This is a genomic window from Cupriavidus consociatus (genome assembly GCF_017814975.1).
Taxonomy (GTDB): Bacteria; Pseudomonadota; Gammaproteobacteria; order Burkholderiales; family Burkholderiaceae; genus Cupriavidus; species Cupriavidus consociatus.
The window spans coordinates 18640-31739 of sequence record NZ_JAGIQA010000045.1; the positions used below are offsets into that span (position 1 = coordinate 18640).

At 66.2% G+C, this 13100-nt stretch carries 12 protein-coding genes and 2 pseudogenes; 7 read left to right on the plus strand and 7 right to left on the minus strand.

Annotated features, from left to right (window positions below; translation table 11 throughout):
• Positions 1-33 precede the first annotated feature (33 nt).
• The 5 genes from J8I82_RS34765 to J8I82_RS34785 all read right to left on the minus strand — a co-directional run bounded on the left by J8I82_RS34765 (position 34) and on the right by J8I82_RS34785 (position 4522).
• Positions 34-807: a LamB/YcsF family protein gene (locus J8I82_RS34765; protein ID WP_209764411.1), complete on the minus strand. Its 774-nt coding sequence runs from the start codon at positions 805-807 to the stop codon at positions 34-36.
• On the minus strand, positions 800-1783 hold the full coding sequence (locus J8I82_RS34770) for a 5-oxoprolinase subunit C family protein (RefSeq protein ID WP_209764412.1): 984 nt from the start codon (positions 1781-1783) through the stop codon (positions 800-802). The genes J8I82_RS34765 and J8I82_RS34770 overlap by 8 nt, the downstream gene beginning before the upstream one ends.
• On the minus strand, positions 1780-2568 hold the full coding sequence (pxpB, locus tag J8I82_RS34775) for a 5-oxoprolinase subunit PxpB (RefSeq protein ID WP_209764413.1): 789 nt from the start codon (positions 2566-2568) through the stop codon (positions 1780-1782). Before pxpB ends, J8I82_RS34770 begins: the two co-directional genes overlap by 4 nt.
• A complete protein-coding gene (locus J8I82_RS34780) occupies positions 2565-3980 on the minus strand; it encodes an acetyl-CoA carboxylase biotin carboxylase subunit (RefSeq protein ID WP_209764415.1) in 1416 nt (471 codons plus the stop codon). The genes pxpB and J8I82_RS34780 overlap by 4 nt, the downstream gene beginning before the upstream one ends.
• Before the next feature lie 107 nt (positions 3981-4087).
• Positions 4088-4522: a VOC family protein gene (locus J8I82_RS34785; RefSeq protein WP_209764416.1), complete on the minus strand. Its 435-nt coding sequence runs from the start codon at positions 4520-4522 to the stop codon at positions 4088-4090.
• Positions 4523-4669: 147 nt separating this feature from the next.
• On the opposite strand from J8I82_RS34785, the gene J8I82_RS34790 reads away from it, so the two are divergent.
• Positions 4670-5569, plus strand: a complete 900-nt coding sequence (locus J8I82_RS34790) for a LysR family transcriptional regulator (protein ID WP_209764417.1) — start codon at positions 4670-4672, stop codon at positions 5567-5569.
• Positions 5570-5774: 205 nt separating this feature from the next.
• On the opposite strand, the gene J8I82_RS34795 is transcribed toward J8I82_RS34790, so the two are convergent.
• Both J8I82_RS34795 and J8I82_RS34800 read right to left on the minus strand, forming a co-directional pair.
• A complete protein-coding gene (locus J8I82_RS34795; RefSeq protein ID WP_209764419.1) occupies positions 5775-6836 on the minus strand; it encodes a patatin-like phospholipase family protein in 1062 nt (353 codons plus the stop codon).
• A 168-nt stretch (positions 6837-7004) separates the two neighbouring features.
• Positions 7005-7272, minus strand: a pseudogene (locus tag J8I82_RS34800) (helix-turn-helix domain-containing protein); the annotation flags it as partial.
• A gap of 187 nt (positions 7273-7459) precedes the next feature.
• Here J8I82_RS34800 and J8I82_RS34805 point away from each other — a divergent pair.
• The 6 genes and pseudogenes from J8I82_RS34805 to J8I82_RS38745 all read left to right on the plus strand — a co-directional run.
• Positions 7460-8476, plus strand: coding sequence for an amidohydrolase family protein (locus J8I82_RS34805; RefSeq protein ID WP_209764420.1), 1017 nt, complete (start codon positions 7460-7462; stop codon positions 8474-8476).
• 83 nt (positions 8477-8559) lie between these two features.
• On the plus strand, positions 8560-9597 hold the full coding sequence (locus tag J8I82_RS34810; RefSeq protein WP_209764421.1) for a Bug family tripartite tricarboxylate transporter substrate binding protein: 1038 nt from the start codon (positions 8560-8562) through the stop codon (positions 9595-9597).
• 60 nt (positions 9598-9657) lie between these two features.
• Positions 9658-10857, plus strand: coding sequence for a CaiB/BaiF CoA transferase family protein (locus tag J8I82_RS34815; protein WP_209764422.1), 1200 nt, complete (start codon positions 9658-9660; stop codon positions 10855-10857).
• Complete coding sequence (locus tag J8I82_RS34820) at positions 10854-11726, plus strand: citryl-CoA lyase (RefSeq protein WP_209764426.1); 873 nt, start codon at positions 10854-10856, stop codon at positions 11724-11726. The genes J8I82_RS34815 and J8I82_RS34820 overlap by 4 nt, the downstream gene beginning before the upstream one ends.
• A 150-nt stretch (positions 11727-11876) precedes the next feature.
• Positions 11877-12836: a Bug family tripartite tricarboxylate transporter substrate binding protein gene (locus J8I82_RS34825; protein ID WP_209764427.1), complete on the plus strand. Its 960-nt coding sequence runs from the start codon at positions 11877-11879 to the stop codon at positions 12834-12836.
• A 118-nt stretch (positions 12837-12954) separates the two neighbouring features.
• A pseudogene (locus J8I82_RS38745) lies at positions 12955-13100 on the plus strand (GntR family transcriptional regulator); the annotation flags it as partial.

Genomic DNA, 13100 nt, shown 5'->3' on the forward strand with positions numbered 1-13100 from the left:
CCTGTTTTGTTGATCTGGATGGGGTGGGGACTGTCAGCGGTCCGGCTTGGTACGCGGGGCGCGGACCGCAATGCCTTCGGCCGCAAGCGCGGCGCGAATGTCGCGCGCAAAGCCGGCGGCGCCGGGCTGGTCGCCGTGTATGCACAGCGTGTCGGCGCGCACCGGTACGTCGGCGCCTTGCTGGGAGCGAACAACGCCGTCGCGCACCATGCGCAGTACCTGGGCCACCGCTGTGCCGACGTCGGTGATCATGGCGCCCGGTTGCCCGCGCGGCGTCAGCGATCCGTCCGCCTGATAGCTGCGGTCGGCGAATACCTCTTCGGCGACTGCCAGGCCGGTCTCGCGTGCGGCACGCACCAGCGCGGAGCCAGCCAGGCCAAAGAACACCAGGGAAGGATCCACATCGCGCACGGCCTCGCACAGGGCGCGCGCCATGCCGTGGTCGCGCGCTGCCATGTTGTACAGGGCGCCGTGGGGTTTGACATGGGCCAGGCGACTGCCGGCGGCGCGGGCAAAGGCCTGCACCGCGCCGACCTGGTAGACGGTCAGGTTGTAGATCTCGCCATGCGACAGCGTCATGGCGCGGCGCCCGAAGCCTTGCAGGTCAGCGAAGCCCGGATGCGCGCCAACCGCAACGCCTTGCGCCACCGCGGCGCGCACAGTCGCGGCAATGGTCTGCGGATCGCCCGCGTGCAGGCCGCAGGCGATGTTGGCGGAGCTGAGATGCGGCAGCACCGCGGCATCATCGCCAAGGCGATAGATGCCGAAGCTCTCGCCGAGGTCGCTGTTGAAATCGATCTCAGCCATGGTCGCGCTCCAGCGCCGCGAAGGCCGTATCCTGCAACTGCGCGAGCCGTTGCGCTTCGTCCAGCCCGACCACGGTAAAGCGCACACTCTCACCGGGCATGCGCTGGGCCAGCCGCGGCAGGTCCACGGCGCAGACGTGGGCGATCTTGGGATAGCCGCCGGTGGTCTGCCGGTCTGCCATCAGCACGATCGGCTGGCCATCGGGCGGCACCTGGACCGTGCCGAAGGCCACTGCTTCGGACCACATCTCGCGCGGCGCGGACAGCGCCAGCGCAGGCCCTTCGAGCCGGTAGCCCATGCGGTCGGACTGCGCGCCGATACGGAACTTGGCGCTGGTGAATGCCGCGTGCGCGTCGGCACTGAACGCATCCCACTCGCGCCCGCGCACCACGCGCAACGGCGCTTCGGGCGCCGCCATGACGCCGGCGGCGAAGCTCGGCTGCGCCGGCGCGTCGGGCAACCCGGCACGCGGTGCGCGCAAGCCGATCACATCGGCCTTGCGCAGCGGCTTGCCCTGCATGCCGCCATATCCGCCACGCACGAACGTACTGTCGCTCCCCATGACCGGATGAAGCGCAAAGCCGCCGGCAACAGCCAGGTAGGCGCGCAGCCCGCTCTTGCGCTTGCCGAAGCTCAGCGTCGCGCCGGCTGGCACGACGCACGCCTGCGCGATCGGCAACGGCGTGCCATCGATGCTGGCGTCAAGGTCCGCGCCACAGACGGCCACCGCCGTGGCCATGCCGAAGCGCAGGGTCGGCCCCATCAGTGTGATCTCCAGCGTCGCGGTGTCCTGCGGGTTGCCGACCAGTGCATTGGCCAGGCGATGCGCGCGCTCGTCCATCACGCCATTGGCGGGTACGCCGAGCTGCTGGTAGCCGGCGCGGCCAAGGTCCTGGAACGTGCTCAGCGCGCCCGGTTTGATCACCTCGATGGCGGGCCTGATCGGTTGTGCCGGTGTAGTCGGTGCAGTGGTCATCGGATCGCTCCCTGAGCCGGCGAGGCGGCGCCTTGCGACGCGGCGATGTCATCGAACTGTGCGGCCGAGACCGGCACGAAGCGTACCTGGTCGCCCGCGTTGAGCAGGCAGGGCGCGTTGCGGTGCGGATCGAACAAGACCAGCGGCGTGCGCCCGATCAGGTTCCAGCCGCCGGGCAGCACCATCGGATAGATCACGGACTGGCAATTGGCCAGCCCGATCGAGCCAGCGGGCACGGCCGTGCGCGGCGTGCTGCGCCGTGGCGGCGCCAGCCGAGCGTCGAACTTGCCCACGTAGGGATGGCCGGGCGCGAATCCGAGCATCAGCACATCGACCGGCGCCGCACTGTGCAGCGCGATCACCGCTTCGGGCGAGAGCCCGCAGCTTGCCGCGACGTCCTCGAGGTCAGGCCCGTGGTCGCCGCCGTAGCAGACCGGGATGTCGACCACGCGGGTGGTGGCGGCCGAGGTGTCGAGTGGCTCGGCCAGCAAGCGGGAGAGCGTCGCGCCCAGCGTCAGGAACGGTGCCGTACCTGCCGCCGCGCCGACTGTGGAAGGGCGGTAGTGGATGCCCACGGTGGTCAGCGCCGGCACAACGTCGGTTACCCCCGGCAGTGCCGCGGCAACAATGCGCACCGCCGCCGCGCAGGCTTGCCGGTTGGCGGCGCTCAGTGCGTTGGCAGCGCTGCCAACGTCGAATTCAATGATGAGCAGGCGATCGCCTGATGGCTCGATGCGCCACGGCCTGGCCGCGGCGGGGGCCAGGTCGACAGGCAGCGCGCTCATGCCTGTACCTCGCTCGCGCTGGCATGCGCGGGGGCGGGCGGGCGCGGCGCCACGCTCGCGCCGATCAGCTGGGCAATTTCGCGCGTGACGAAGCCGGTATCGACCTGCCCCGCGCGGAAGTCGCGATGCGCCAGTACATTGCCCAGGAACTCGACGTTATGGCGAATCCCTTCGATATGCGTCTCCGCCAGCGCGGCCAGCATCGCCTGGCGCGCGGTCTCGCGCTCTGTGCCGTGCGTGATGAGCTTGGCGATCATCGGGTCGTAGTAGGGCGTGATGGTGTCCCCCGCGCGCACGCCGGTGTCGACGCGCAACGCCGCCATCGCCGGCAGCACGAAGGCCGACAGCTTGCCCGGCGAGGGCATGAAATGGCGGGCCGGGTTCTCGGCATACAGGCGGCATTCGATCGCCGCGCCCTGTCGGCGGATGTCGGCTTGCGCGACACGCTCAGGGGTGCCGGCGGCCAGCCGGATCTGCGCCTGCACCAGGTCCCAGCCGGTGACCGCTTCGGTGACACCGTGCTCGACCTGGATGCGGGTATTCATTTCGAGGAAGAAGAACTCGCCGCTGTCTGCATCGACGATGAACTCGACCGTGCCGGCGCCGCGATAGCGTTGCGACTCCGCCAGCGCGACGGCGGCGGCGGTCATGCGCGCCAGCACTTCTGGCCGCAGGCCGGGAGCCGGGCTTTCCTCGATGATCTTCTGGAAGCGGCGCTGCACGGAGCATTCCCGTTCGAACAGATGTACCGCCGTGCCATCGCCATAGCCGAAGACCTGCACTTCGATATGCCGCGCCCGCGCGACGTAGCGCTCCAGGTAAATGCTGCCGTCGCCGAACGCCTTGAGTGCGAGCGCTTGCGTGGAGGCCACGGTCGCGGCCAGCGAGTCCGGGCCCTCGACGCATTTCATGCCGATGCCGCCGCCACCGCCCGCGGCCTTGACCAGCAGCGGATAGCCCACCCGGGCGGCAGCGTCTTCCAGGCCGGACAACTCGCCAGGCAGGAAGCGGATGCTGCCCGGCAGGACCGGCACGCCACAGGCTGCAGCGATTTGGCGGGCGCGGTTCTTGTCGCCCATGTTCTCGATCGATTCGACCGAAGGTCCGATCCAGCGCATGCCTGCGGCCTCGGCGGCCTGCGCAAAGGCAGTGTTCTCGGAGAGGAAGCCGTAGCCCGGATGTACGCCGTCGGCGCCTTGCGCCAGCCCGGCAGCCAGGACGGCTTCGGTATTCAGATAGCTTTGTGCCGCGGGGGCGGGGCCGATGGGCACGGCCACGTCTGCCATCTGGCAATGCAGTGCACCGGCGTCGGCCTCGGAATACACGGCCACGGTCTCGATGCCAAGCGCCTTTGCGGCGCGGATGATGCGACAGGCAATCTCGCCGCGATTGGCTACCAGGATTCTTCGCATGTCAGGCTCTTGCTGCTTGGGGGCGGACACGCGGCGCTGGTTACGGCGCCGCGTGCAATGCCGGCCTGCTGGCCGGTCGGACGCGGCGTGGCCGCGCTTTCTGAGACTTACCTGGCGAACAGCGAGGCGATATTGGCGAACGCCTTCAGCTCCAGCGCGTTGCCCGACGGATCGAGGAAGAACATGGTGGCCTGCTCGCCAACCTCGCCCTTGAAGCGGATATGCGGCTCGATGATGAAGTCGATGCCGGCCGCGTTCAGCTTGTCGGCGGCCACCTGCCAGTCGCTCATTGGCAGCACCACGCCGAAATGGCGCACGGGCACGGCGTCGCCGTCCACCGCGCTGGTCTTGCGGTGGCCGCATTCTTCCGGCGCCAGGTGGGCCACGATCTGGTGGCCGTAGAAATTGAAATCGACCCAGTCATCCGAGCTGCGGCCTTCCGGGCAGCCCAGCAGCTCGCCGTAGAATTCGCGCGCGCTGGCGATGCTGTGGACCGGGAAGGCCAGATGGAACGGGGGCAGGACTGCGGTGGTTTCGCTCATGGTGTGGAGACTCTCGGCAACGGATTTGTGGTCAGGTCGTGCGGCGCGTAGCCACGCGCCGCCCTGGAACCAAAGTGTATGCATGGTCAAAAATTAATAAAAACGATATATTTTTGACCTTAGCTCCACGAAATTCGATGAATCGTCATGTTGCGAGAACTGCGCACCTTCATCGCCGTCGCCCGCCACGGCACCTTCGCCAACGCCGGGGCACACATTGGCCTGACGCAATCGGCCGTCAGCGCGCAGATCCAGCGGCTAGAGTCGGAACTGGGGTTTGCGCTGTTCGACCGCACCGGCCGCTCGGCCCGCCTGAACACCGCGGGGCGCGAAACGCTGGCGCTGGCCGAGGAACTGGTGGTGCTGTATGAGCGGATCGGCCACCAGGGCCTCGATATCCAGGGCGCGGGCATGGTGCGCATCGGGGCCATCGCCTCGGCGCAAGCCACCTTCCTGGCCGATGCCATTGCGGCGTTCCGGGCGGAACTGCCTGGCTGCCGTGTGCGGATGGTGCCCGGTGTCTCGCTTAACCTGCTCGGTCAGGTCGACGCCGGCGAGATCGACATCGCCGTCATGATCCGGCCTCCCTATGCGTTGCCCGCGGAACTGGAATGGCGCCCGCTGCTGCAAGAGCCCTTCGAGCTGCTGGCGCCAGCCGCGATGGCCGGCTCTGACTGGCGCGACGCAATCGCCAGGGCGCCCTTTATCCGCTATGACCGGGCTTCGTTTGGCGGCAGGCTGGTCGACCAGTTCCTGCGCAAGCAGCGGATCACGCCGCAGGAGGCCATCGAGCTCGACGAACTCGAAGGAATCGAGCAACTGGTGGCACGAGGGCTCGGCGTTGGGTTGCTGCCGCGCATGCTGGGAGGTGGCGCGCGGCCGCCGGGCGTGACGGCACTGCCGCTTGGTGACGACACCTTCTATCGCGAAGTGGGGTTGGTCGAGCGCGCGCGACACAGCCGGCAGCCGGTTGCGAGCCGCCTTGCCGACCATATACGCGAGGCGGCGCAGGCGATGGTGGCGTCGGATCAAAGCGATCAGGCCTGACTGGCGAGCGGGCGGTCCGGCGGCATGGGCGTGGCACGCCAGGCTCACCCATCATCGACCTGCTGACTTCGGACATGCGCGTCCTTGGCGAGAACGATAGCCTGCCGCGCCTGCCCGATGTCACCTGTCCAAGCTGGAGAACGGCAAGGGCGTCAATCTGGAGCACGCGCTGCGCGTGATGGACGGAATGGGTTTGACGATCGGGTCAATGAAACTCCTGGTGCAGGTCGACGGTTCCTCGTTGGCCGATCGCGTCGAAGTTTTGTTGCAACCAGCGCCCGGCCTCTTCGCGGCCCTGGTCGCGCAGGTGGCGGAGAAAGTCCCAGTCCGCGTTTAGCTTGCTGGAGACGCCGAGCGCCATCATGGTCTGGTCCGAGCGGATCGAATGGATCAGCATTTCCTTCATCTGGCCACGGCTGATTTTGCCGTCCTGGATGAGTCGGGTGACGAAGCTGATCGCGCGCAGTTCGCGGATAAGTGACGAATTGAAGCTGACCTCGTTGATGCGATTGAGGATTTCCGCCGCGCTCTTCGGCACCCCCTTGCGCACAATCGGGTTGATGTGGACGATCACGATATCCCGTGAGACACAGTTGTAGATCAGTGGAAAGATCGCCGGATTGCCGACATAGCCGCCGTCCCAGTAGTGCTGTCCATCGATTTCCACCGCCTGGAACAGAAACGGCAGGCAAGCGGAGGCCAGCACCGCCTTCAGCGAGATATCGTCGCGGGTAAATACACGGATCTTGCCGGTTTCGACATTGGTTGCACAAAGGTAAAGCTGGATAGGGCACTGCCGCTGAAGTGCCTCGAAGTCGATATGGCGAGCCAGCACTGTGCGGAGCGGGTTGAAATTGAAGGGATTGAACTGGTAAGGCGAAAGCACCCGCAACATCATGTCCGTCATCAGGTACAACGGCGAGTATTCGAGGCCATAGCCGTTGTGAAACAAGGACTCCCAGGGCAGTTTCCGGAACGGGCTGCAGAGTCGCGCGGAACTTGCAACTTCCCGCCAGAAGTCGTGGAGGGCGGTGCGGGCGCGTGGCGGTCCGCCTTGAAGGAGGCCATATGCGAGCACAGCGGCATTCATTGCGCCGGCGCTCGTCGCGCTGATACCCTCGATGGAAAGCCGGCCGTCGTCGAGCAGGCGGTCAAGCACACCCCATGCAAAGGCGCCATGGGCTCCACCGCCTTGCAACGCCAGCGTGATCGTCTTCACGGCCTGGCCGTGGTTGCCGCGATCTGGCATTCCGGTTTCGATTGACATGGCTCGTCACCATAGTGCTTGTCCGGCAAGACCGGTCAATCCTTCATCTGTCCGATGCCCGCCCAATGATAAGAAAGCCGCTTCGTTTGTTGTAGGCGTGTGGCGTGTTATGGACAAGCCCGCTGAGAGGGTGAGAGCGGGCCGGCGGCGGGCCAGGGCGATTGGATTGCCGGCCAGATAGCCGGCCTCGGTGAGCCAGGCGAGTAGCACGGGGTGCGGCGATCGAGGCGTCTCGGTTCCGGCAGTAAGCTTGCGAATGAAGCCACCGTGCTTGCTCCAGCGCGCCGAGAAGGCGCAACACCGTGCTCTTGCACAAATCCGTACGGCGCGAGAGCTTCGTCAGCGTCAGACGGTCATCCGCCGGCCCGAACGCTCCAAGAATCGCAAAGGCGCGGTCCAGCACCGCCACGCCGCTGGAACTGTCGGCTGGCAGGATCTCGGTCCCGCCGCTGAGCGGGGAAGTGGAGTTGTCATATTGGCCTTCCCTTGTAGTTCTGTCTAGTAGAACACGTTTTTAAGAAAAACAGAAAAACGCGCGTTTACCCGCCTTTCTAACCGGATCTGTCGCGCCTAAAGTTCTTTCCCATAGAACATAGTTCTGCCCAAAAGAACAAAGGTCATGAATGAGTAACTACCTTCCCGTTCAGCCCGAATGGTTAGCCTCCGCCACCGAGGCGGCGCTTGAGCCGTCGTTGCCAATCGTCGATGCGCATCACCATTTCTACGAGCGCCCGGGATGGACCTACCTGCGCGAGGACTATCTGCAGGATCTGCGCTGCGGGCACAACATCCAGGCGTCCGTGTATATGCAAGCCCTGACCCGCTACCGGGTAGCAGGCCCTGAGGCACTACGCCCGGTCGGCGAAACCGAGTTTGTTTCGCAGGCAACCGCAGCGCGCCCCGGCGGGGAGCCTCAAGTTGCACAGGCCATCGTGGGCTACGCTGACCTGCGGCGTGGCGCAGCCGTGCGCGAAGTCCTGGAAGCCCATCTTGCGGCCGGCAGTGGCCGCTTCCGTGGGGTGCGCCACCTCACCACCTGGGACGCCGACGCCTCCCTCGCCAATCCACTCACCGCCGCACCCCGCGGATTGCTGCTGGATCCTGGATACCGGGCAGGCGTCGCCGAGCTGGCGCCCCTGGGTCTGTCCTACGATGCCTGGCTGTTCTTCCCGCAGCTCCCGGAACTGTTCGACCTGGCCAAAGCCAACCCGGATACGGTTGTCATCGTCAACCATTGCGGCGGCATCGTGCGCATCGGCCAGTACCGTGACAAGCAGGCGGAAGTGTTCACGCAGTGGTCACGCCACATGCGCGAACTGGCCCGCCTACCTAACGTACGCGTCAAGCTGGGCGGCCTGGGCATGCGCATCAACGGCTTTGGCTTTGACCAAGGGGAGCGCCCGCCGTCATCGGTTCAGCTCGCCGACACCTGGAAACCGTGGATGCTCACGTGCGTGGAAGCGTTTGGTGCCGAGCGCTGCATGTTTGAAAGCAATTTCCCGGTCGACAAGGGTTCGTACCCCTACAGCAATGGCTGGAACGCCTTCAAACGCCTGACTGCACAGACCAGCGCGTCCGAGCGCAATGCGCTGTTCCGCGGGACGGCCCGTGCCGTGTACCGGCTCGACGAATCGCCTTAATCCCCCTTGAGTTGCCAGCCGCTTTTCTACCCACGGCCACCACTTACGACCGGACCTACGCCATCCGAAGTACAGGAGACGATATGACGCAAACTCACACCAACCAGCCGTTCGCCACGGCAACCCGCCGCAGTTTCTCCCGGGCCATGCTCGGTTGCGCCGTGTCGGCGCTGCTCGCCGCTGGCGCCACCGGCGCCACGGGCGCCACGGGCGCGATTGCGGCGGAGGCTTATCCTTCGCAGCCGGTCCGGCTGGTCGTGCCATTCCCGCCTGCCGGCGGCACCGACGTACTCTCGCGCCTGGTGTTCAACAAGATCGGCCAGGCCACGAAATGGAAGGTAGTGGTGGAGAACCGCGCCGGCGCCGGCGGCAATATCGGGCTCGATAGCGTCGCCAAGGCCAAGCCGGACGGCTACACGCTGGGCATGGGCCAGACCGCCAACCTGGCGATCAATCCCACCTTGTATCCAAAGATGCCCTACAACGCCCAGAAGGACTTCACGCCGGTAGTCCTGGTCGCGGCGCAGCCGGTCGTGCTGATCGTGCGCAGCGATGCCCCTTACAAGAACGTTGCCGATCTGGTTGCGGCGGGCAAGGCGAAACCGCTATCGATGGCGTCGGCAGGCGCGGGCACCGTCGGCCACCTGACCGGCGAGATGTTCGCGCGCCGCGCCGGCATCAAGATGCTGCACGTGCCTTACAAGGGCGCCTCGCCGGCGCTGACCGACCTGATGGGCGGGCAGACCGATTTCTATTTCGCCACGCCGCCGATCGCGATGCCGATGGTCAAGGCGGGCAAGGTTCGTGCGATCGCCGTGACCTCCGCCAAGCGCCTGCCGCTGCTTTCCGCCGTGCCGACCGTGGCGGAGTCGGGCTACGCCGGCTTCCAGGCGGAAGACTGGAAGGCGCTGGTGGCGCCCGCTGGCACGCCGGCGGAAGTGGTGGCGCGCCTGAATGCCGAGGTCAACAAAGTGCTGGCACAGCCGGACACCATCGCCAAGCTGCACGAAGAAGGCAGCGAGCCGCGCGGCGGCTCGGCCAAGGATCTGACGACCTTCATCCAGAGCGAGAACACGCGCTGGAGCGAGATCGTGCGCCAGTCCGGTGCGCGCGTCGAATAAATCTATCAGTGGTGCCGCGGCGGCCGTAACGCCGTGGCCCCACGCCACCGGAAGCCAGTCATGCAAAAGCCTTTGCGCAATACTCGCGTGCTCGACCTCACCAATGTGCTGGCCGGGCCCTTCTGCTGCCACCAGCTTGCCCATATGGGCGCCGAGGTCATCAAGGTGGAAACCCCGGGAACCGGCGACCTGGCACGCCAGCTGGGCGCCGACGCCGAGCTGAACCAGCGCCTGATGGGGGTGTCGTTCCTCGCCCAGAATCCCGGCAAACAGTCGATCACCATCAACCTGAAGCACGCGCATGGCAAGGAAATCTTCCGCAAGCTGGTGCGCAGCGCCGACGTGGTGGTGGAGAACTTTCGTCCCGGCGTGATGGACCGCCTCGGCCTGGGATACGAGACGCTCAAGCAGGACAACCCGCGCCTGATCTATTGCGCGATCTCGGGCTTCGGCCAGGACGGCCCGCTGGCGGAACTGCCCGCCTACGACCAGATCATCCAGGGCATGTCCGGGGTGATGAGCATCACCGGCGACCCGCAGACGGCGCCATACCGGGTCGGCTATCCGGTGTCGGACACCATCGGCGGCCTGACCGCGGCCTTTGCGGTGGCGGCTTCGCTCGCCGACCACCAGCGCACCGAGGGCTACTTCATTGATGTCTCGATGCTGGAAGCGACGCTCGCCACCATGGGCTGGGTGGTGTCGAACCACCTGATCGCGGGCAGGGCGCCGGTGCCGATGGGCAACGAGAACATGACCGCGAGCCCGTCGGGGACGTTCCGCACCGGCGACGGCCTGCTCAATATCGCCGCCAACAAGCAGGAACAGTTCGAGGCTGTGTGCCGTGTGGTGGGCAAGCCCGAACTGGCCACCGATGAACGCTTCGCCCGGCGCCAGGCGCGGCTGGCCAACCGAGCTGCGTTGACGGCAGCGCTGGAGACCGAGTTGGCCAGCAAGGCGGCCACCGAGTGGTGGCCGCTGCTGAACGAGGCCGGTGTACCGGCGGGACCCGTGCTCAGCGTGCCCGACACGCTCGCCCATCCGCAGGTGCGTGACCGCGGCATGATCGGCGAATTTGCCGATGCGCCGGGCGTGGGTCGCGACATTCGCGTGGTGCGTACGGGCTTCAAGCTCAATCGCGAGGCCCCGGCCGTCGACACGCCACCACCCGAACTCGGCCAGCATACGCGCGCGATCCTGGGCAGCCTGGGCTACAGCGACGCGGACATCGACCAACTCAGCCAGGAGCGCGCAATATGAGCCGCATCGAGCAAGCCCCCCACACGCCCGATAGCACCATGGACGCCGGCCAACGCTTGGCGCAGGACTGGTGGCGCACCGAGATCATCGACATGCGCCCCGGCGAAATTCGCTACCGAGGCTATCCCATCGAGCAGCTGATCGGCCGCGTGTCGTTCGCACAGATGATCTGGCTGATGCTGCGCGGCGACCTGCCCGGGCCCGGCCAGGGCGAACTGCTTGATGCCGCCCTGATGGCGGCCGTGGACCACGGCCCGCAAGCGCCCAGCATCGCCATCGCGCGGATGGCGGCCACCTGCGGCGTGGGACTGAACAACGCGATGGCCTCGGCTGTCAACGTGCTGGGCGACGTGCATGGCGGTGCCGGCGAGCAGGCCGTCGAGCTGTACCAGGACATCGCGCAACGCATCGACGCAGGCGCCGGCCTTGATGAGGCGGTCGGTGCAGGCCTGGAGCGCTACCGCGACCTGCACGGCAAGTTCGTCTCGGGCTTCGGCCACCGCTTTCATCCGCTGGATCCGCGGGCGCCGCGCCTGCTGGCGCTGGTCGACCAGGCATCGGAGAACGGTGTGGTCAACGGCCGCTACGCAGCCATCGCCCGCGCGGTGGAGCAAGCGCTGGGTGCAGGCCGCAGCAAGCCGATCCCGATGAATATCGACGGCGCCACCGCCGTCATCTATGCCGAACTCGGCTTCCCGGCACCGCTGGCGCGCGGGCTGTTCTGCCTGTCCCGCTCGGTCGGCATTCTCGCGCATGCGTGGGAGCAGACCAACCAGGGCGGGCGCAACAAGGGCCCTATTCCTCGGCAGTTCCTGTGGACCTATGACGGCACCCCCCGGCGCGACGTGCCGGACCCTCCGCGGGAATAGGACCACGTGCCGTCTTGCGATGAGCGAGACGTCATCCAAAGCATCTCTGGACAAGACGCGGGCGACGGCATTCGCCCCGCGATGACCCGCATCGCCTCGACGCCGCCTCACCGGCGCCGGCCAACGACAAGCCACACCAAGGAGACAACCATGTGGAACCGACTGATCGCTACCGTCGCCATGCTCTGCGCCACCCTGCCGGGCCATGCCGAGACCTGGCCCAGCAAGCCGGTGCGCATCGTCGTGCCATACTCGGCCGGCGGCACCACCGATTTCGTTGCCAGACAGATCGCGCAGAAACTGACTGAAAGCACTGGCAAATCCTTCTTTGTTGACAACAAGCCGGGCGCCAGCGGGACAATCGGTACCATGCAGGTCGCGCGCGCCGCCCCGGACGGTTACACACTGCTCGCGAACGACACCACGTACACGATGCTCCCGTCACTCTTCAAGACCCTGCCCTGGGATCATGAGCGTGACCTGGTGCCGGTCACCACCATCGCGCAGACGCCGGTAATTATCATCGTTCCTGCCGGATCGCAATTCAAGAACCTGCAGCAACTGATCGCATACGCCAGGCAGAACCCAGGCAAGCTCAACTTTGGCTCCGGGGGCGCAGGGAGCTCGACACATCTGGCGGCAGAAGTGTTCGAGAAAAGCTCTGGCGTCGCCCTGACGCACATTCCCTACAAGGGCGCTGGCGAAGCATTGATGGGTCTGATTGCCGGAAACGTTGACCTGCTGATTACCGCGACACCCACTGCGATCCCGCAGGTCAAGGGCGGCAAGGCACGGGCGTTGGCGGTCACTGGTGCAGCCCGTGTGCCGACACTCCCTGAAGTGCCGACGTTCACCGAGGCTGGACTGAAAGATTACGCCGTGACCAACTGGTTTGGCCTCGCTGCGCCCAAGGGGACGCCGCCGGAACTGGTTGCCAAGCTTCAGTCCGAAGTGCAGAAGAGCGTGCAGAGCGCCGACGTCAAGGAGCGACTGGCGAGCATGGGGGCACTACCCGGCGGAATTCCGTCAGCGGAGTTTGCGAAACGGATCAAGCAAGACACCGTTACCTGGACGCAAGTGGCAAAGGCAGCCAATGTCAAGCCGGAGTAATTGGCGCGGCGCCTTGGGCAATCGCTGCCACTGAAACGGTTGCACCAAGTTTCCGTTTAGTTTGAAGGTGGCGATGGGAGGTGGATAGGCGCCAGCGGCGGACGAGGGCAAAGTGCGGGATCCCGATTTCAAGGCGCTGGAACGCACCATCGACCTGTGCGACCCGGCATCTGCCGCGGCCGCGACGCCGCTGCTGGACCAGCGCCAGGAAGACCTGACCTTCCACGACATCCTGGCCGCCGCAAACCCGAACCCGATGCTGCG

What these genes read in the sequence shown, in the direction of transcription:
- J8I82_RS34765 (WP_209764411.1), bottom strand. Translation starts at nt 807, where the DNA reads ATGGCTGAGATCGATTTCAACAGCGACCTCGGCGAGAGCTTCGGCATC.
- J8I82_RS34770 (WP_209764412.1), bottom strand. Translation starts at nt 1,783, where the DNA reads ATGACCACTGCACCGACTACACCGGCACAACCGATCAGGCCCGCCATC.
- pxpB (WP_209764413.1), bottom strand. Translation starts at nt 2,568, where the DNA reads ATGAGCGCGCTGCCTGTCGACCTGGCCCCCGCCGCGGCCAGGCCGTGG.
- J8I82_RS34780 (WP_209764415.1), bottom strand. Translation starts at nt 3,980, where the DNA reads ATGCGAAGAATCCTGGTAGCCAATCGCGGCGAGATTGCCTGTCGCATC.
- J8I82_RS34785 (WP_209764416.1), bottom strand. Translation starts at nt 4,522, where the DNA reads ATGAGCGAAACCACCGCAGTCCTGCCCCCGTTCCATCTGGCCTTCCCG.
- J8I82_RS34790 (WP_209764417.1), top strand. Translation starts at nt 4,670, where the DNA reads ATGTTGCGAGAACTGCGCACCTTCATCGCCGTCGCCCGCCACGGCACC.
- J8I82_RS34795 (WP_209764419.1), bottom strand. Translation starts at nt 6,836, where the DNA reads ATGTCAATCGAAACCGGAATGCCAGATCGCGGCAACCACGGCCAGGCC.
- J8I82_RS34805 (WP_209764420.1), top strand. Translation starts at nt 7,460, where the DNA reads ATGAGTAACTACCTTCCCGTTCAGCCCGAATGGTTAGCCTCCGCCACC.
- J8I82_RS34810 (WP_209764421.1), top strand. Translation starts at nt 8,560, where the DNA reads ATGACGCAAACTCACACCAACCAGCCGTTCGCCACGGCAACCCGCCGC.
- J8I82_RS34815 (WP_209764422.1), top strand. Translation starts at nt 9,658, where the DNA reads ATGCAAAAGCCTTTGCGCAATACTCGCGTGCTCGACCTCACCAATGTG.
- J8I82_RS34820 (WP_209764426.1), top strand. Translation starts at nt 10,854, where the DNA reads ATGAGCCGCATCGAGCAAGCCCCCCACACGCCCGATAGCACCATGGAC.
- J8I82_RS34825 (WP_209764427.1), top strand. Translation starts at nt 11,877, where the DNA reads ATGTGGAACCGACTGATCGCTACCGTCGCCATGCTCTGCGCCACCCTG.